Here is an 18610-nt window from a genome sequence, read left to right on the forward strand (position 1 = left end):
CCCCATGACCGAACTGCGAGCGGCGCTGGCGCGCCTACCGGGCTGGGCCGCCTGGCTGTTGTGTGCGGCCTCCGGGGCGCTGGTCCCACTGAGCTTTGCACCGTTTGACCTCTGGCCACTGGCGCTACTCGGCCTGGTGGCGTTCGCCCTTTTGTTGGATCAACAGAGTGGTCGCACCGCCTGGTGGCGCGCCTGGGGATTCGGCATCGGCCTCTACGGGGTTGGGGTGTCCTGGATTTTTATCAGCATCCACAGCTTCGGCAATGCCTCGGCCCCACTAGCGGCGGTCATGACCGGGCTGTTTGTGCTGTTTGTCGCCCTGGTGTTCAGCCTGCCGTTTTACCTCTATGGCCGCTGGTTCAGCCAGCACCCACTTGGCCCCCTGCTCGCCTTCGCCGCGCTCTACCTGTTGGGTGAGTGGCTGCGCGGCTGGCTGCTGACCGGCTTTCCCTGGCTGTACCTCGGCTACGGTCATCTGGATACCTGGTTGGCCGGTTGGGCGCCGGTAACCGGGGTGCTGGGGCTGAGCCTGATCCTGTTGTTGACCGCCAGCATCATCGCCCAATGGCTCCTTCGCCCATCCCGCCCGCGCATTCAAATCGCCGCCACTCTTCTGGTGTTTGGCCTTTGGCCCATCGGTTGGGGGCTGAACCAGATTGAATGGACCCAGCCTCAGGGAGAGCCGGTCACCGTCGGTATGATCCAGCCCAACATTCCCCAGGACCGTAAGTGGGACCCGACATTTTTTGAGCCCACTCTGAAGCGGCTCGATGGCCTGAGCGAAGACCTCTGGGACAACGACTGGCTGATCTGGCCAGAAGCGGCCATTCCCCGGGTGTACCACCAGATGCTGCCCTATCTCGAAACGCTCAATGAGCGCGCGGAGGAGACCGAGACCGGCTTTATCACCGGGATCATTTTCGATGAGCGACGCAAAGGGGAGTACTACAACAGCGTGGTCGGGCTCGGCCCGGCGCTGGGGATCTACCACAAGCGCCGCCTCGTGCCCTTTGGGGAATACGTGCCGCTGGAGGATTGGTTGCGCGGGCTGATCGACTTCTTTGACCTGCCCACCTCCATCATCAGCCGCGGCCCCTGGGAGCAAAGCGGATTGCAGATTGGCGATGTGGGAATCTCCGCGTCTGTCTGTTATGAAGTCGTGTACCCGGACCTGGTGGCCCGCAGTGCGCGGGATCGGCAGGTGCTGCTTACCATCAGTAATGACGGCTGGTTTGCCGACTCCATCGGCCCGCTGCAGCATATGCAGATGGCCCGTATGCGAGCATTGGAAACCGGGCGGCCGATGATTCGGGCCACCAATAATGGAGTCAGCGCCTTTGTGGGTCATAAAGGTCAGATTGAAAAGCGGGCCGAGCAGTTTGTGCAGACGAATCTCGAGGGCAGTGTGCAACCCCGAACCGGCATGACGCCGTTTATGGGGTGGGGGAGTTGGCCGGTGGTTGTCCTATGCGGAATGATTTTGGTGTTATTGCGAGCGTTTCCGCGGCGTTAAATTTGGGTGACGGCGGATTCGGTGATATGTATTTACGGCGGATGCGCGCTCACTATCGCTGCGCTCGGCCCCTACGCATACCACGTCACTCCGCCTTCGCCACAAAACGAACTACGGCTTACCACACCCACTCAACGTATTGATCGGAATCTTGAAATACCGGGTGCCGTTATCCTCCGCTGGCGGGAACTGGCCCGCCCGGACATTCAACTGCACCGATGGCAGAATCAACCGCGGCATTCCCAGGGTCGCATCACGCTCCTCGCGCAGGGTCACGAATTCCTCTTCACTGATACCCTCACCCACATGGATATTGCCCTTGCGTTGGGCACCCACGGTGGTTTCGCACTGATGATCGCGCTCCTCGCCCGGGTAATCGTGGCACATGAACATCCGGTACTCATCCGGAAACTCCAGTAACTTCTTCACCGAGCGGTACATCCGGCGCGCATCACCGCCCGGAAAGTCACAGCGGGCCGTGCCCCGGTCCGGCATAAACAGGGTGTCGCCGACAAAGATCGCATCGCCAATCCGCCAGGCCATATCCGCCGGGGTGTGGCCGGGGGTGTAGATCACCTCCCCCTCCAGCTCGCCAAAAGTGAAGGTCTCCCCTTCGGCAAACAGTTTGTCGAACTGACTGCCATCGGGCAGGAATTCTTTCTCGAAGTTGAAGATCTTACGGAAGATCTCCTGCACCTGGACGATCTGATCGCCAATGGCCAGCTCGCCACCGACCTGCTCGCGCACAAAGGGCGCGGCGGAAAGGTGATCCGCGTGGGCGTGGGTTTCAAAGATCCAGTCGACCGTCAGGTGTTTCTCGCGCACGAAATCCACCAGCCGCTGGGCGCCCTCGGTGCTGGTCTGGCCGGCCTTCGGGTCGTAATCCAGCACCGGGTCGATCACCGCAGCGTGGCCACCTTCGTGGTCGTAGACCACGTAGCTGAAGGTTTCGGTGTCCGGATCGAGAAAGGGTTCAACCAAAGGTTGTTTGGGCATGGGGCCTCCGATGTTGAAACTCAGGCCTCTGCCTGCTCAGGCATCAGCCCCGGGCAATAAATGGACTGCAGCACCCGAATCACCCGCATGGCCTTGTCCCCCGCCAGGCGGTAATACACCGTCTGGGATTCCTTGCGGGTCGCCACCAGGCCCGCCCGACGCAGGTTGGCCAGGTGCTGGGACAGGGCCGACTGGCTGAGGGGAATGTGCTCGTTCAGCTCGCCCACGGACATCTCCCCGGCCCCCAGGGTGCACAGCACCATCAACCGGTGTTCATTACTCATCTGTTTGAGCAGGTCGGCCGCGTCGCGGCTGTGGGCCTGCATTTCTTCCAGACCCGCGGTTAATGCGTTCATTCGGGTTTCCGCCTCTCTATTGACAGTGACATCATAAGAACGCAATATCGAGAAATTGTCAACATATCTAATTTAGTAGATTCTAATTTATTGGTATATGATCTAACTTCACTTGTCTGCAGGCCCAAAAAACTCGCGTATAGCCGTCGGGACGGGGCCTCCAACAAGGGCCTGGTCATCGGTGGATTACTGCATCGGAGTCTGCTAATTTAGCAATAAACCTTCAAATTGAGACTTATGCATGCCCCCACTCGAGAAAGTCATGTATGTCGAGGACGACCCGGATATTCGTGAAATCGCTACCCTGGCGCTACGCGATGTTGGGGGGCTTGATGTCCTAGTCTGCGAGTCCGGGCAAGCAGCCCTGGCGAGCGTCGATGCTTTTGAGCCACAACTGCTGCTTCTGGATGTCATGATGCCTGAAATGGATGGCCCCGAGACCCTGGAAGCCTTGCGCCGTCAGGGATCCATCAGCTCCGAGACCGCGGTGGCGTTCATGACGGCCAAAGTGCACCCAGAGGAGCTCGATCGCTACCGGCGTCTGGGCGTTACCGATGTCGTGCGCAAGCCTTTCGACCCCATGATACTGGCCGATGATGTCCGAGCGATTTGGGATCGAATTAATGGCTGACTCCTTTGATACCCAGGCTTTGAACTCCCGTCTGGACTCTTTGAAAACCGCTTATCGTCAACGCCTTGAAAGAGAACTGGCCGAGATTGAGAGCGCAATGGGCACTGCCAGAGGAAACGCTCCAAACAACGATACCATGCAGGCACTACACCACGCCCTGCACCGCTTGGCCGGGTCTGCTGGAACCTTTGGTTTCCCACAGTTGGGATACCAGGCCAGAGCCTTGGAGCGACGGCTCGCGGACCACCTTGAGGGAAAAGAAAGCCAGACCTCAGGGCTGTCCACTACCCACTGGGCCGAGCTTCTTCAGAAGGCACTGAGAGCGGATGAACGCCGTGAAAGCGCCCTGGGACTGGAGTCGCAATCAACGAGTGACACCGACGGTCAACGCCATGTCTGGCTGCTGGAGAGAGACGTCATGCTGGCAGAGTATGTGGGGCAGCAACTGCAGAGTTTTGGCTTTGAAGTGAAGCACCTGCGTGATACCGCTGCGTTGAATCAGTGTGATACCACCTCGACCGATCTGCTGATCGTTGATCATCGTGCTTCTACTGTTGAGGACTCTGAGACAGTCGGCTCCGATTACTGGAAGCCATTGTTGGCCGCTTTTCACTGTCCAATCATTTTTACCGGTTCGGAAGATACATTTCACGCTAGACTTCAAGCAGTCCGCAGTGGTGCACGAGGCTATTTTGCCAAGCCATTGGACGTTCCGCAGCTTGCGGCGTATGCCGCTCGGCTACTGAAAATGAAAGACGGTGAGCCCGAGCGGGTTCTGATCATTGAGGATGACGCCACACTCGCTAAATATTGTCAGCACATTCTTGAACAAGCGGGCATGAAAGTAAGTTGTCTCAGCGAGCCCGAAAAGCTGCTTCAAGTCGTCAGCGAGTTCGACCCAGAGCTGATTCTTATGGACCTGTCGCTTCCCCACGTATCCGGCGTCGAATTGGTGGCAGTGTTATCCCAGTTTGAGCGCTGGGCTCACCTGCCCATTGTTTATTTATCCGCTGAGTCGAGCCCACAAAAGCGCACTGAGGCCTTGATGACTGGAGGCGATGCGTTTTTGGAAAAGCCGGTCGATCCAAAGCTGCTTATCAGTCTGAGCCAAAGCCGGGTCCGACGCGTGAGGGAGCTTAAACACGCGATGACGCGAGACGGCTTGACCGGCCTTATGACCCACGCCAGCATTAAAGAAGCGCTTGAGGCGGAATGGCAGTCCTCAAAGAGAACCGCAAAAGCGTTCAGCGTCGTGATGCTGGACATCGATCACTTTAAAGCGGTAAATGACCGATATGGCCATGCCGTAGGAAACTTGGTCATCAGTGCCGTGGGAACGTTTTTGCGTCAGCATTTCCGAGCCACCGACCGACTGGGTCGGTACGGGGGCGAAGAGTTCGCCCTGATTCTGCCAGGGTGTATTGCTGAAAAAGCCGTTCAATTAGTGGATGAGCTCCGAGAGGCGTTTGCAGCTATACGGTTTTTTGGCAACAACAAGCAGTTTTACTGCACGCTCTCGGCAGGCGTCGCCGATAGCCACCAGTTTCCGAACGCGGTGCCCGACACCCTGATTGAAAAGGCCGATCAAGCGCTATACGAAGCAAAGCATTCCGGCCGAAATCAAGTGTGTTTAGCCTTATCCGATTGACCCCATACTCCCCGAGTTCGTTATTGAGCCATAACATCTATGAGCACATCCAGCACCCACCTGCTTGACCTCGAGCGGATCAACCGCATGGCGAGACAGCTCCTCGACATGCCGATTGCATTGATTTCGCTGGCGGATAATGATCGACAACGGCTGGTATGCAGTGACGGACAAGCCCTTTCCGGCATAGCAGAAGATGACCGGATCCTGGAGCACCTGCTTGGCACCTCTGACCCGCTCGTTGTCGAAGACGCATCAGTCGATCCGCGGTTCAAAAATTCGCTGTGGGTGTCCGGTGAACCCTTTGTCCGTTTCGTCGCGGGTGCCGCGCTCCGAGATTCCGATGATCACCCGATTGGGACTTTATGCCTGCTCGATACTCGCCCCCGGTCAATTGATGCGAATCAATACAACCAACTGAAGGACCTCGTGTCTCTCAGTGAAAACCTGATGCGGAGCGAAGCCCCCATCAGCGCTTCTCGCCTGGAACTGGAGTCAGCGCTGGTAGACAGCGAGCGACAAGCCCGCCTGGTTATTGAAGGCACCGATGTGGGCACTTGGGAATGGAATGTACAAACGGGCGAAACGGTTTTCAATGAACGCTGGGCAGAAATCGTCGGCTATACATTGGCCGAGTTGGCGCCAATATCGATCGACACCTGGATGAGTCTTGCGCATCCGGACGATCTAGCCCAGTCCGAAGCGCTACTGAACGCCCACTTCCGTGGCGAGACGAGACAGTATGACTGCAAGGCACGAATGCGTCATAAGCAAGGGCATTGGGTATGGGTGCACGACAGGGGGCAGGTCTTCGAATGGACGGCCGAGGGGGAACCTCTGCTGATGTATGGCACTCATGCCGACATCAGCCGGGACATTAAAGCCCAACAGACCATCGAAGAGAGTCTCGAAGAGTTCTCCTCCCTGATCGCCAACATGCCAGGGGTTACCTACCGGTGCCGACACGACACCCCCTCGACTGTACTTTACGTCAACGATCAGGTCCAAACCCTCAGCGGCTACAAGGCCGAGGAGCTGATCAACAACACCGAAATCAATCTCGCCACACTGATCCACCCCGACGATGTTGAGCGGGTTGCCCAAACCATCCAAAGCGCGGTCGATAACGACGAGGACTGGCACCTCGAGTACCGCATACGCCATCGCACCGGAGGCATTCACCATGTAGAGGAGCGCGGACGTGCGGTCGCAGGAAGCAGGTCAGAAAACAGAGTTCTTGAAGGGCTGATTGTCGACATTTCCCGCGAAAAAGAATCGCTCGCTCAATTGAACAAACACCACGAAGTATTGGTGCTTCTGAACGATATCGCTTTCAATACGCGAGAGACGGTCAACGACAAACTGTGTTATGCGCTCGCCAGGGCGAGACAGTTTCTCGGCATGGAGTTGGCCATCATCAGCCAAATCGAGAGTGACGTGTACACCGCTCGCTGGGTCGATGCCGAGCCGAACGCCGGCATTAGGCCGGGACAGACCTTCAGCCTGGGCGCCACCTGGTGTCAACTGCTCTTTTCCGGAGGAGAGACGGAACTGTTTCTTTCGGATGCCCCGAACAGCCCATACGCCGAGCACCCGTGCTATCAGAGCCTGCCTCTGGGCTCTTACATAGGCGTTACCTTGACGATCGAAGGTGAACCCTTCGGCACACTGAACTTTTCGTCGTCCATCCGACGAGGGGAGGGTTTTGACGAGACCGACCGTTTGTTCATCCGACTGCTCACGCGCTGGGTTTCAGACTTGTTGGAAAGCGATACCGGGAATGAGCGATTGAACAAACTACTGGCCCAACTGCCCGGCATGGTATATCAGTACCGGCTTTTCCCGGATGGCAGATCGACCTTTCCGTTCAGCTCTCATCAGATCGAAAGCCTTTATGGTATCAGACCGGACCAGGCCGCCAGAGATGCCAGCCGAGTATTTGACGCAATTCACCCCGACGATCTGGAGGCTATTAGCCGATCCATAGAAGACTCGAACCGCTCCCTCAAGACCTGGCAGGGAACCTATCGGGTGAAAACGCGAGACAACAGTTATCGATGGATCGCGGGACAGGCACGCCCAGAGCGTCTAAGTGACGGCAGCACCCTTTGGCACGGCTACCTGCACGATATTCACGATCAAGAGCTGGCGCGACAGGCACTTGAGCGAAATGAAACCCGGTTCCGCAGCCTGTTTGAGTTCGCCCCCATCGGCATGGCGTTAAACGACTACAAAACCGGTCTCTTCATTGATCTGAACGATGCGCTGATCAAACCCACCGGCTACACCCGCGAAGAATTTATTCAGTTGAGTTACTGGCAGATCACCCCCGAGGAATACGCTGAGGAAGAACAGAGGGCACTGAGCGATCTGAAAACCCTGGGACGGTATGGCCCTCTCGAGAAGGAGTACATCCGCAAGGATGGTAGTCGCTACCCGGTAAAACTGCAGGGCATGCTCAGCCAGGATCCGGACGGACGGCCTGTAATCTGGTCCTTGATCGAAGACATCAGCGAACGGCGCCGACTGGAGCGAATGAAGGATCAATTCATCGCCACGGTCAGCCATGAACTTCGCACTCCCCTGACGTCGATCAAGGGGTCTCTTGGCCTGCTGGCCGGAGGCGCTTTGGGCTCGATGTCAGATAGAGCCGCAAAGATGCTTCATACCGCTCAACGGAACGCAGACCGTTTGTCCTCACTGATCAATGACCTACTGGATATGGAGAAACTCGTCGCAGGGAAAATGCCGATGAATTTCGAGCAGCAGACTGTCGGCCCACTCCTGGATGAAGCCATCGACTCGATGACCAGCTACGGAGCACAGCACGACGTTCAATTGGTAGCGCCAGATAGCTGGCCAGAGGTACAAGTCAACGTCGATGGCACGCGCCTGATGCAGGCACTGAACAACCTGATCTCTAATGCGATCAAATTTTCTCCCGAGGGGGGTGCCGTGGAAATTTCGGTAGCACCGCAAGCGGACGCCGTTGAAATTCGCGTGCGGGACTCGGGTCCCGGTATTGCGCCAGACTTTCGCAGCGAATTGTTCAAGCGGTTCTCTCAGGCCGATGGTAGCGACCGACGGAAGCTGCCCGGTACCGGGCTGGGGTTGGCAATCACCCGCGAGATCAGCCGCCAACTGGGTGGCGAAGTCGGCTATCGGGATGGACCTCAGAGGGGTAGCGAATTCTTTATCACCCTACCTCGATTGAACGACTGACCCAGCCCTTCAGTGCCATCATACCGCCAGGTCGCCTTGGTGGATGACGCGGCTTCACCGCTTATCCACCCTACCTGACCGACCTACCTCGAACACCTCTCCGGGTCTTTTGGGCCCCATGCCATTGGCTCGCAGGTACTTCCTGCGTGACACTCACCGTTTTTTCATTAAAAAATAATAATTTAGATATTTCTAATTTATAGAATCAATCGATATCCCCGTGACAACCCTTTCAAGCTTTAGTATATTTATTAGATATTGCTAATTTAGATAACTCTCAACATTATTGCTATTGCTCGCTACTGGAGATTCATTGATGGCCCGACGCTTGCTAAATCTGGCGCTTAACCACCGCAAGGCGGTATTTTGGGGGCTGGGCCTTTTGACCCTGGCGTTCAGCGCCCTGCTGCCGCTGATTCAGATCGACACGGACCCGGAGAACATGCTACCGGCGGACAACCCCGCCCGGGTATTTCACAACGAAGTGAAGGAGCGCTTCGATATGCACGACACCATTGTGGTGGGCGTGGTGAACGAGCAATCCGTGTACAACCCGCAAACCCTGGCCAACCTGCACAGCCTGAGTGAGTTTGCCGAAGGGCTGGACGGGGTAATTGCCCCGGATCTGATGTCCCTGTCGAATGTCGACAACATTACCCAGGAAGGCGCGGGCACTCTGCGTTTTGAGTGGATGATGCGCGAGCCACCGGACACTCAGGCACAGGCCCGGACCATCCGCGAGAACGTGGAAGACCTGCCGCTGTTGTTCAACACCCTGGTGTCAGAGGACGGCAAGGCGGCCGCCATCTACGTGCCGATTGAAGACAAGAACCAGAGCTACGCGATTGGTCGGGAGCTGCAGTCCCACATTGATGGCTTTGAGGCCGGGGACGATTGGCACATCACCGGCCTGCCCATCGCCGAGGACCGCTTCGGCTATGAAATGTTTGTTCAGATGGGCATTTCCGCCCCCTTGGCAGGCCTGGTGATCTTCATCCTGTTGTGGGTGTTTTTCCGCAACATCCCTTTTATTGTGGCACCGATGATCGTCTCCGTGAGCACGGTATTGATCACCATGGGCGCCTTGATCGGGGCCGGTTTTACCGTTCATATCATGTCTTCCATGATCGCCATTTTCCTGATGCCCATCGCCGTGGTGGATTCGGTGCACATCATGTCCGAGTTTGCCGACCGCTACCGCAAGGGCAGCAGTGTGCGCCAGGTCGTTACCGAAGTGATGGGCCATCTGTTCACGCCGATGCTGTTCACCTCGGTCACTTCATCTATCGGTTTCCTGTCATTGATGCTGACCCCCATTCCGCCGGTGCAGATTTTCGGCTTTTTTGTGGGCCTGGGCATCATGCTGGCCTTTCTTTCCACCATCATTTTCATTCCGGCCTATCTGGTGAGTCTGAACCCCGCCACCCTGGATCGCATGGTGGATAAATTGCCGGCCGAAGATCGCTCCCTGGTGGCCCGTGTACTGCCGCCCCTGGGCAAACTGGCCCGTTCCCACGCCAAACTCTGGACGGTCGGCTTTGTTGCCCTCTTTGCGGTGTCGGTGTGGGGGATCACCCAGATCCAGATCAACGACAATCCGGTTCGCTGGTTCAAGTCCGACCACGAGCTGCGCATTGCCGACCGGGTGCTGAACGATCACTTCGCGGGTACCTACGATGCCTTTATGGTGTTGCAGTCCAGCAGTGACGCGGTCGACAAGGCCCAGTCCGCGCTGACCGATGCAAGCACCAACGAGTCACTGAGCGAAGCGACCCGCACATGGTTGAAGGACCAGACACTGGACAGCCCCGAGTCTCTGTCCGACCTGATTCTGGCCTTGGACGATCGTCTGTTCGAGGTGGGCGGTGAAGATGCCGACGCCCTCGAAGCACTGATGAACCAACTCGAACAACTCGACAGCCAGAGCCAGGCGTTTTTGCAGCCGGAGAATCTGGAATATATCCAGCAGCTCGAGCAACACCTGGCCAGCACCGGCCTGGTGGGCAAGAGCAACAGTCTGGCCGACGTGGTGAAAACCGTGAACCGCGAGCTGCGCTCCGGCGAAGCGGAGGATTATCGCTTGCCCGACTCCGCCGATGCCGTGGCCCAGACGCTGCTGCAATATCAGTCCTCCCACCGTCCCCAGGATCTATGGCACTTCGTCACGCCGGATTACCGCGAATCCCTGGTGTGGCTGCAACTGACCAGCGGTGACAACCAGGATATGACCGCAGTGGTGGAGTCAGTAGACCAGTACTTGCAGGACAACCCATTGCCCGAAGGTCTTAACCTCGAGTGGGCCGGCAAATCCTACCTCAATGTGGTCTGGCAGGCGGAAATGGTCGAGGGCATGGTAGGCAGTCTGATCAGCGCCTTTGTGATCGTACTGATCATCATGATGCTGCTGTTCCGCTCCGTGGCCTTCGGCATTGTCGCCATGCTGCCCCTCACCCTGACCATCACCGGGATCTACGGCCTGATCGGCTGGGTGGGCAAGGATTACGACATGCCCATAGCCGTGCTCTCGGCGCTGACCCTGGGGCTGTCCATCGACTTCGCGATTCATTTTGTGGAGCGCACCCGGGCCTATTTCCGCGAAACCGGCGACTGGTCGAAGACCATGCAGCTCATGTTCCTGGAGCCGGGCCGGGCCATTACCCGCAACGCCATTGTGATTGCCGTGGGCTTTACCCCGCTGCTGGTGGCACCGCTGGTGCCCTACATCACCGTGGGCTTTTTCCTGGCCACCATCATGGCGCTGTCCGCCCTGGTGACCCTGATCCTGTTGCCCACGGTCATGACCCTGCTGCAACGCTGGTTGTTTCGCGCATCCTAACCGATTGAATGGAGAACCTGATGATGAACGTCAAAACTGTATTGGCAACCGCGGCCCTGACGCTGTTCGCCATCGGCGCCCAAGCCGAAGAGGCCTTGGCCGACCCGCGGGAGATTGTGCGCAAAGCCGAGCGCGTCGCGTTTTACTCCGGTGACGACGGTCGCAGCGAAGCGCGCATGCTCATTACCGACAACCAGGGTCGGCGGCAGGTCCGCCAGTTCACCATCCTGCGCAATACCCGGGACGATGATCAAACTCAGGACATGATGGTGTTCTTCTCCCGCCCGGCGGATGTGCGGAACACCGTATTCCGGGTGATCAAACGCGCTGAAACGGACGATGACCGCTGGCTGTACCTGCCCGGGCTGGACCTGGTCAAGCGCATCTCGGCGGGCGACAAGCGCACTTCCTTTGTGGGCTCGCATTTTTTCTATGAAGATGTATCCGGCCGGTCCACCGACCTGGATGACTACGAGCTGCTGGAAACCACCGACGAACACTACCGCCTGCGCGGCACCGCCAAGAACCCGAGCGAGGTCGAGTTCAGCCACTACGAAGTCACCATCGATCGGGAGACTCTGCTGCCGGTGGGCACCGACTACTACAACGACCGGGGCGAGGTGTATCGCCAGATGGAAGTGAAAAAGATTGAAACCATCGAAGGCTATCCGACGGTGGTGCACTCGATCATGCGCGATCTGGACACCGGCGGTGAGACCGAAATGCAGTTCCGCAACGTGCGCTACGACCTGGGCATTCCGGAGAACATTTTCTCCGAGCGCAGCCTGCGCAACCCGCCCACTGACTGGTTGAACTGAAGGAGCCTCATTCATGCGTTGGACGTCGCTTGCGATCAGGTCACTGCTGGTCAGCCCCTTGCTCTTGAGCGGTCCGTTGCTGGCACAGACCGACGACGGTTGGGATGACTGGGAAACCGGCGACTGGGAAGAAGAGGCCGGCCCGGCGTTCCCGCTCTATGGCTTTATCGAGCTGGGCGCGGGTTCGCGCCTGGACCGCAGTCCCCATCACGACCGGCTGAGTCTGGGCGAAGCCCGGGCCCGGTTGGAAACCGACGGCTCGACGAGCCGGTTTCAGTACACCGTCAAGGGTGACCTGGTCTATGACGAGGTGCTCGGCGAATGGGACGCCCAGGCACGCGAGCTGACCGTCAGTAACGGCATCGGCGATCACCTGGATGCGAAGCTGGGCCGTCAGGTGATGACCTGGGGCAGCGGGGATTATGTGTTTCTGAATGATCTGTTTGCCAAAGACTGGCAGGCATTTTTTATCGGTCGGGACGATGAATACCTCAAGGCGCCTCAGGATGCGCTGCGTCTGTCCGGCTACTTTGACCGCGCCAATATCGAGCTGGCCTGGACACCGGAGTTCGAACCCGATGTCTACCCGCGCGGCGAACGCCTGTCGGTATTCAATCCCATGGAGGACCAGATCATCGGCGAAGCCCAGGCCTTTGTGGCCGACACGCCGGATGACGATGAACTCGCCCTGCGCGTTTATCGCAACATCGGTTCCACCGAGTGGGCCCTGTATGGCTACGACGGTTTCCACAAGAGCCCCACGGCTTTGAGTTCGGATGGTCAGCCCACCTTCTCGCGCCTGCGCGCCTTGGGCGGCTCGGTTCGCCTGCCCCTGGGCCCGGGACTGTTCAATGCCGAGGTGTCGCACCACGACAGTCTCGACGACCCGAGCGGCACGGACCCGCGAACACCCAACAGTCAGTGGCGCGCCCTGGTTGGCTACGAGAAAGAACTGTTGACCCGTCTGACCGGCAGCCTGCAACTGTACCTCGAGCACACCCAGGACCATGACGAGTTGGTGCTTAACAGCCCGAATCCCGAATGGGAGGCGGAGCAGAACCGCACTCTGGTCACCACCCGACTGACCTGGCGGGATGCCCGGGACACGATGACCCTGTCCCTGTTCGCGTTCTACTCCCCCAGCGATGAGGATGGCCATGTGCGTCCGCGGTTCGATTATCGCTTTGACGACAATCTGAGCCTGAGTACCGGTTTTAACCTATTCTTCGGAGAGGAAACCCACAGTTTCTTCGGGCAATTCGAAGACAACAACAACGCGTATGCACGCATTCGATACGCGTTTTAATCAACGGCTTTAACAACGCAAGCAAACGAGGAAATTACCATGAGTCTTGAACGTGCTGTCACCGCTTTCGCCGGTTTTATGATCCTGCTGTCCGTTGCTCTGACCTACTGGGCTCACCCCGGTTTTGTCTGGCTGACGGTCTTTGTGGGCGCCAATCTGTTTCAGCAGTCTTTTACCGGATTCTGTCCGGCGGCGTCGTTTATGCGTAAGGTGTTTGGGTTGAAGACCGAGGCGGAACTGGCGAGGTTATAGACATTTCGGCGAACCGCTGGTTTGGGTTATGGCGGATGCGCTTCGCTTATCCGCCATAACCCAACCCGTCGCATCCGCCGTAACCCCACTTTACCCGCTCACCTGAAACGCACTGGTCAGATGATGCAGATTCGACGCCGTGCTGCGCAGTCGATCCGAGCTGCTGTGTAGAGCCCGGATCACCTGCCGCATGTCATTGCTGGCCCCCACCACCTCGCGGGTCTGCTGCCCGTGCTCCTGGCTGTGGGCTTCAATGTGGCGGATGATCTCAAACATCCGCTCGACAATCCCGTGCAGTTCGGAATTGTCGGACGACGCATCGCTGGCCAGTTGCAGCCCCCGATCGACATCCGCCACGCTGCTTTCCATGAAGGTGGCCGCTTGCGCCGCCTCTTCCTGAATGGTGGCAATCTGATGTTCAATCTCTTTGGCCGCATCGGCGGTGCGCGCCGCCAGGCCCCGCACCTCATCGGCCACCACGGAAAAGCCTCGGCCGTGTTCACCGGCCCGAGCCGCTTCAATGGCCGCGTTCAGCGCCAACAGGTTGGTCTGACTGGTGATATTGCTGATCAGAGAAACCATGCCTCCGATTTCCCGCGTCCGTTCGTTCAACTGGTGGATGGTTCGGGCGGAGTTCTCCACGGCATTGCGAATCGCCTGGGTACCGGAACTGGCAGACTCAAACTGGGCCCGGGCCTCTCGCACCACGGTTTCCATGACCTGTTTCATTTCGGTGGCGGTGCCGGAGGCGTTGCTGATTTCGCCGATCTGCTCTTCCAACAGGCTCAGCATCTGCTCCATAGCGGCGGTCACCTGAGTCATGGTGGCATTGGCGCTGTCATTGCGCTGAAGCATCTGCTCACTGTTCTGCTTGACCTCGTTGGCTGAGCGGATCACCGAGCCGATAATGCCATCCAGATTGTCGATAAAGCTGTTGGTCCAACGCCCCAGATCGCCGGTTTCATCGGCCACCAGTTTGCGGGTGTCCAGGCGCTGTTTGAGGTTGCCGCCTCCCTCCCCCAAGGCGTGAATGATTTCCGTCATTTTCCCCAGGCGCCGGGCAAGACGCCTAGGGCCTCGGGCCAGAAAACTCCAGGCGCCCACGGCCAATGCTCCAGCGGTCGCGAGGTTGATGGTCCACAAGGGCCAGTCGCTCCAGGCGTGCAGTGCCATATTGCCGCCGAACACCAGTAGCAGAGGCAACAGCAGTAACCCCATGAACCGATAGGTTATGGAACGAAAGCGATACACCTCCTCCAGGTCACCCTCGCACATCATGCCCCAGCGGTCTTTGGAACCTTTAAGAGTAAAGGTTACCCCTTTACCGATTACCGGAATGTGGCGGTAATCCGAATAGCCCGGATAGGTGACAAACAGGTTCTCGCCGTTGCGGATGGTTTCGCGTACGCCGGGATGCAACTGGCCGGTGGCCGGGTCGGTAAAGCGGATCTCGAATTCGGTGTGCCGCTTGACCCCCACCACGCCCCAATCGGTGTGAATACCGCTTTTGAGATTTTCGCCATGGGAGAAAGTGCTGTCCTCAAAGCGGGACCGTGACAGGGCCGTCCCCGCAACGATGCGCCGATCAAAACCCGGCTCCACCATAAACAGATAATTGTCACCGGACTCGGTGAAAATATGCCCCGCTTCCCGTTGAATCAGATCGCCGAGTACGTCATTGGGAACCCGGGCACAGACACAGCCAATCGCTCCGTCCGCCAGTTCCACGGGCTGGTAAAACATCAGGGTCACCTCGTCGTGAAAGCGCGACGAAGAGGGACCAATATCCAACGTGGCCCGATCCACATAGGGCCCATGCAGAAACGCCCCTTTCAATCCCTCCTCCAGGGCCCGGGCATCCAGGTCACGTGCACCGACTCTGGCGCGATAGCTGGAGGCCAGCACTTTGCCGGTGTCGTCCACGACAAACAGCTCCGATGCATCCACCCAGCGCTGAAGCTGCTGTGGCAATAACGTATCCCAGCGGGCTGGATCCTGCTCTACGCTGGCCGCCAGGGAAACCATCTGCTCCCACTGACCGTCCACCCACTGATTGAGAATGGTGATTCGCGTCTGGGCGACGCTCTCAAAAGCCTGCTCCATCAGTGCATAGCGATTGCGGTTGAGCCAGCAGGACCAGCCCATGCGCACTTTGCCGGTAGCGCCAAACCAGTTCAGCCAGCGCCGTTCAGCGCCGGAGAGATTCATACGAGTACTTCTTAAACTCATTGAGTCATTCCAATTTTCGGGTTGATACCCCAAGCCGTAGCAGGAAACAGGCCAATCGAAAGACGGCGAATAAGGCGCCAAACTTTTCAAGTTGCACCAATTCGGTGCAAAGCTTGCGTCAGCGCCCCCTTCGGCGCACCTTTGTGATGCAGAGAATTGTCACGCCCGAGTCAGACCGAGCCGGAGAGGAGGCTTTAACCGACCCGAGTTTCCGGCTATTCTGGCGGTCTGACACCGGGACCAAGGATCGCCATGTACCACCCGTTTTTCGGCCTTCAGGAGCCGGCCTTCGCCATCGCCGTCAACCCGCGCTACCTCTATATGAGTCAGCAGCACCGGGAGGCCCTCGCGCACCTGTTGTTTGGCCTGCGCGGCGGCGGTTTTGTGCAACTGACCGGCGAAGTGGGCACCGGCAAAACCACCATCATCCGCTGCCTTCTGGAACAGCTTCCGAGCGACACCGACATCGCCCTGATTCTGAACCCCATGGCCTCCGTGCCCGAGTTACTGAGCACCATCTGCGATGAGCTCGGAGCCCGCTATATCTCGGACGACGACACCAGCGTCAAAACCCTGACCGATGCGCTCTATGATCGGCTGCTGGACAACCATGGGCGCGGGCGTAAAACCGTACTGCTGATCGACGAGGCCCAGTCTCTCAGTGCCGAGGCGCTGGAGCAGATCCGGCTGTTGACCAACCTGGAAACCCACACCGAGAAACTGCTCAACATCATTCTGGTGGGCCAGCCGGAACTGTGTGATCTGCTCGCTCAGCCCTCCCTGCGCCAGCTCGCTCAACGCATCACCGCGCGCTTCCACCTGAACCCACTGAGCCGGGAAGAAACCGCCGCTTACATTCAGCACCGCCTGCAGGTGGCGGGCCTGGCCAGCGGCAGCACCCTGATTCCCGAGGACATTCAGACGGAAGTGCACCGCTTCAGCGGCGGCATTCCCCGCCTGATCAATATCATTTGCGAGCGCATGTTGCTGGGCGCCTACGGGCAGAACCGCAACGTCATCGACCGGGAGCTGTTTCGCCAGGCTCGGCGGGAAATCACCGGGGAGCCCGCCTCGGACCGACCCAGTACAACAGCAGCGCCGACACCAAAGCGGGCACGGCCAGCGTGGTTGGCCAGTGCCATCGCGGGGTTTGCGGGTATCACATTGGGCGCGCTGCTGTTTGGCGGCCTCGGCAACGAGCTGCCCTGGCAAGCGACACCGGAGCCGGAACCGACCGTCCCGAAACTCAGTGCCGCCTCACCGTCCGTTGCATCGGAAGTGCCGCCCACAAACATAACCGCCCCGGACGCGACCGGATCGGTCGACACCGATTCCGAGGCGATGCCGAACACAGATCCCCCGGCGCTACCGGAGCGGCCCTGGCCCCGAAAACTGGATGATGCCCTTCGCCACCTGGCCGACCACTTCAGTCTGAGTGTGCCCACCACCGGCAGCCCCTGCACCGAGAGCCCCGAGCCGGGCCATGCCTGTGGACGACGTATGCTCACCACCTGGAACGAGTTGATCGAACTGGACCGCCCCGGTGTGCTGACCCTGATCACCCCGGAGCGCAAACTCGCTTACATCCCGCTGTTGGGTCTCAATGACCAACAGGCATTGACCTGGCTGGAAGGTCGTCCGCAGACGGTTGACTGGGCCGATGTCGCGCAACTCTGGACCGGTGAGTTTCACCATTTCTGGTTCCGCCCCGCCGGTTTTGACGGTGGCCTCAGCCCCGGCGAACGAGGTCCCGCAGTCCGCTGGCTGGCCGAGCAGTTTGCCGAACTGGACAGTGAAGCGGAGCCCCTGAGCCGGGATCGCTATAACCAGCCCCTGCAGGCACGGGTAGAGATTTTTCAGCGCGCCGAGGGGCTGACCCCGGACGGGCTGTTCGGGGAAAACACCCTGAACCAACTGGCACGACGACTGGGGCTGGACCCGGGATTACTGCCCATTGCGGAGGCGCCCTGATGTCGATGATTCTGGACGCCCTGCAACGGGCCGACCGGGAGCGGCGCCGGGACGAAACACCGGCGCAAGCGCTGCCCCCAGCCTCCGCGCTGGCAACGCCCGCCGCGGTCCGGCGAGCGGGAGCCTGGCACAAATGGGGGCTCTCTGTGGCCATTGCGGGATTGGCCGCCGCCGGACTGCTGGCGTACTGGCTATTCAGAAGCGCTGAGCCGCCTGACCCCATTTCCCCAGTGGAAGCAACGGCAAGTGCCCCTGTTCCTGAAAGTACAGCGGAGGCGAGCGTCGCCGCGACCGAGCCCCGACGCCCGGGAGTTGAACGTCTCTACCAGGCCCCCGCTCGTCCCGAGCCGTCGGACGAGTCCATTGCCTCGCTGTACCGCCGAGCCCAGGCGCCAGAACCGACCCGCCCCGAGGTGACCCCATCGGAGGCGGCCACCGAGCGCCTCGCTCCGCCGCGCGACAGCGCCAGTGTCACGCTCAGTGACACACCGGCGGAGCCGTCTTCATCTCGCCAGGAAGCCGAACCAGAGCCACAACCGGCCGCCACACCGAGGCCGGCTGTTCCGGGGATTCGGGACCTGTCCTGGAGCCTGCAACAGGACATTCCGTCGTTGAATTATCAATCCCACCAATACCGGGACGGGCAAGGCAGTACCGTGACCATCAATCAGCGCGAGTATCGCGCCGGTGACCGGATAGCGCCGGACCTGCGCATCGAGCGAATTGAAGAAGACGGGGTGGTGCTGACATTCAAAGGCCAGTCCTTCAAATTGCAGGCACTCAATAGCTGGATCAATATGTAGCCAGAACAAAAAACAGAGGCAGGACAATC

General features: G+C 58.9%; 13 protein-coding genes. 10 read left to right on the forward strand and 3 right to left on the reverse strand.

Annotated elements, in window-relative coordinates:
• Positions 1 to 4 precede the first annotated feature (4 nt).
• Complete coding sequence (gene lnt / locus EDC38_RS06500) at positions 5 to 1513, forward strand: apolipoprotein N-acyltransferase (protein WP_123637799.1); 1509 nt, start codon at positions 5 to 7, stop codon at positions 1511 to 1513.
• A 111-nt stretch (positions 1514 to 1624) separates the two neighbouring features.
• Here lnt and EDC38_RS06505 read toward each other — a convergent pair whose 3' ends face one another.
• Together EDC38_RS06505 and EDC38_RS06510 are read right to left on the reverse strand one after the other, a co-directional pair.
• A complete protein-coding gene (locus EDC38_RS06505; protein WP_123637800.1) occupies positions 1625 to 2509 on the reverse strand; it encodes an MBL fold metallo-hydrolase in 885 nt (294 codons plus the stop codon).
• 20 nt (positions 2510 to 2529) lie between these two features.
• On the reverse strand, positions 2530 to 2865 hold the full coding sequence (locus tag EDC38_RS06510) for an ArsR/SmtB family transcription factor (protein WP_123637801.1): 336 nt from the start codon (positions 2863 to 2865) through the stop codon (positions 2530 to 2532).
• A gap of 241 nt (positions 2866 to 3106) precedes the next feature.
• Here EDC38_RS06510 and EDC38_RS06515 point away from each other — a divergent pair, with 241 nt between their 5' ends.
• The 7 genes from EDC38_RS06515 (at position 3107) to EDC38_RS06545 (ending at position 13578) form a co-directional block, all read left to right on the forward strand.
• Positions 3107 to 3496 carry a response regulator gene (locus EDC38_RS06515; protein ID WP_123637802.1) on the forward strand — a complete coding sequence of 130 codons (390 nt, stop codon included), beginning with the start codon at positions 3107 to 3109 and terminating at the stop codon, positions 3494 to 3496.
• Entirely contained in the window at positions 3489 to 5144 is a 1656-nt protein-coding gene (locus tag EDC38_RS06520; protein ID WP_123637803.1) for a diguanylate cyclase, read from the forward strand. The genes EDC38_RS06515 and EDC38_RS06520 overlap by 8 nt, the downstream gene beginning before the upstream one ends.
• Before the next feature lie 39 nt (positions 5145 to 5183).
• Positions 5184 to 8366: a PAS domain-containing protein gene (locus EDC38_RS06525; RefSeq protein WP_123637804.1), complete on the forward strand. Its 3183-nt coding sequence runs from the start codon at positions 5184 to 5186 to the stop codon at positions 8364 to 8366.
• A 316-nt stretch (positions 8367 to 8682) separates the two neighbouring features.
• Complete coding sequence (locus EDC38_RS06530) at positions 8683 to 11202, forward strand: efflux RND transporter permease subunit (RefSeq protein ID WP_123637805.1); 2520 nt, start codon at positions 8683 to 8685, stop codon at positions 11200 to 11202.
• Positions 11203 to 11222: 20 nt separating this feature from the next.
• Positions 11223 to 12020 carry an outer membrane lipoprotein-sorting protein gene (locus EDC38_RS06535; RefSeq protein ID WP_123637806.1) on the forward strand — a complete coding sequence of 266 codons (798 nt, stop codon included), beginning with the start codon at positions 11223 to 11225 and terminating at the stop codon, positions 12018 to 12020.
• A 13-nt stretch (positions 12021 to 12033) separates the two neighbouring features.
• Positions 12034 to 13326, forward strand: coding sequence for a hypothetical protein (locus EDC38_RS06540; protein WP_123637807.1), 1293 nt, complete (start codon positions 12034 to 12036; stop codon positions 13324 to 13326).
• A gap of 39 nt (positions 13327 to 13365) precedes the next feature.
• Positions 13366 to 13578: a YgaP family membrane protein gene (locus EDC38_RS06545; protein ID WP_123637808.1), complete on the forward strand. Its 213-nt coding sequence runs from the start codon at positions 13366 to 13368 to the stop codon at positions 13576 to 13578.
• Between the two features lie 90 nt (positions 13579 to 13668).
• Here the strand turns inward: EDC38_RS06545 and EDC38_RS06550 are convergent, their stop codons facing one another.
• Positions 13669 to 15786 carry a methyl-accepting chemotaxis protein gene (locus EDC38_RS06550; RefSeq protein ID WP_123637809.1) on the reverse strand — a complete coding sequence of 706 codons (2118 nt, stop codon included), beginning with the start codon at positions 15784 to 15786 and terminating at the stop codon, positions 13669 to 13671.
• Positions 15787 to 16059: 273 nt separating this feature from the next.
• Between EDC38_RS06550 and EDC38_RS06555 the strand changes: the two genes are divergently transcribed.
• Together EDC38_RS06555 and EDC38_RS06560 are read left to right on the forward strand one after the other, a co-directional pair.
• Complete coding sequence (locus tag EDC38_RS06555; protein WP_123637810.1) at positions 16060 to 17778, forward strand: ExeA family protein; 1719 nt, start codon at positions 16060 to 16062, stop codon at positions 17776 to 17778.
• Positions 17778 to 18581 carry a general secretion pathway protein GspB gene (locus tag EDC38_RS06560; RefSeq protein WP_123637811.1) on the forward strand — a complete coding sequence of 268 codons (804 nt, stop codon included), beginning with the start codon at positions 17778 to 17780 and terminating at the stop codon, positions 18579 to 18581. Before EDC38_RS06555 ends, EDC38_RS06560 begins: the two co-directional genes overlap by 1 nt.
• Positions 18582 to 18610 lie beyond the last annotated feature (29 nt).

It is taken from the genome of Marinimicrobium koreense (genome assembly GCF_003762925.1).
Lineage (GTDB): Bacteria > Pseudomonadota > Gammaproteobacteria > Pseudomonadales > Cellvibrionaceae > Marinimicrobium > Marinimicrobium koreense.

Excerpts from the sequence above, each read along its gene's own strand:
- EDC38_RS06540 (WP_123637807.1), top strand. The coding sequence starts at position 12,034 with ATGCGTTGGACGTCGCTTGCGATCAGGTCACTGCTGGTCAGCCCCTTG.
- EDC38_RS06520 (WP_123637803.1), top strand. The coding sequence starts at position 3,489 with ATGGCTGACTCCTTTGATACCCAGGCTTTGAACTCCCGTCTGGACTCT.
- EDC38_RS06505 (WP_123637800.1), bottom strand. The coding sequence starts at position 2,509 with ATGCCCAAACAACCTTTGGTTGAACCCTTTCTCGATCCGGACACCGAA.
- EDC38_RS06550 (WP_123637809.1), bottom strand. The coding sequence starts at position 15,786 with ATGAATCTCTCCGGCGCTGAACGGCGCTGGCTGAACTGGTTTGGCGCT.
- lnt (WP_123637799.1), top strand. The coding sequence starts at position 5 with ATGACCGAACTGCGAGCGGCGCTGGCGCGCCTACCGGGCTGGGCCGCC.
- EDC38_RS06545 (WP_123637808.1), top strand. The coding sequence starts at position 13,366 with ATGAGTCTTGAACGTGCTGTCACCGCTTTCGCCGGTTTTATGATCCTG.
- EDC38_RS06510 (WP_123637801.1), bottom strand. The coding sequence starts at position 2,865 with ATGAACGCATTAACCGCGGGTCTGGAAGAAATGCAGGCCCACAGCCGC.
- EDC38_RS06560 (WP_123637811.1), top strand. The coding sequence starts at position 17,778 with ATGTCGATGATTCTGGACGCCCTGCAACGGGCCGACCGGGAGCGGCGC.
- EDC38_RS06515 (WP_123637802.1), top strand. The coding sequence starts at position 3,107 with ATGCCCCCACTCGAGAAAGTCATGTATGTCGAGGACGACCCGGATATT.
- EDC38_RS06530 (WP_123637805.1), top strand. The coding sequence starts at position 8,683 with ATGGCCCGACGCTTGCTAAATCTGGCGCTTAACCACCGCAAGGCGGTA.
- EDC38_RS06555 (WP_123637810.1), top strand. The coding sequence starts at position 16,060 with ATGTACCACCCGTTTTTCGGCCTTCAGGAGCCGGCCTTCGCCATCGCC.
- EDC38_RS06535 (WP_123637806.1), top strand. The coding sequence starts at position 11,223 with ATGATGAACGTCAAAACTGTATTGGCAACCGCGGCCCTGACGCTGTTC.
- EDC38_RS06525 (WP_123637804.1), top strand. The coding sequence starts at position 5,184 with ATGAGCACATCCAGCACCCACCTGCTTGACCTCGAGCGGATCAACCGC.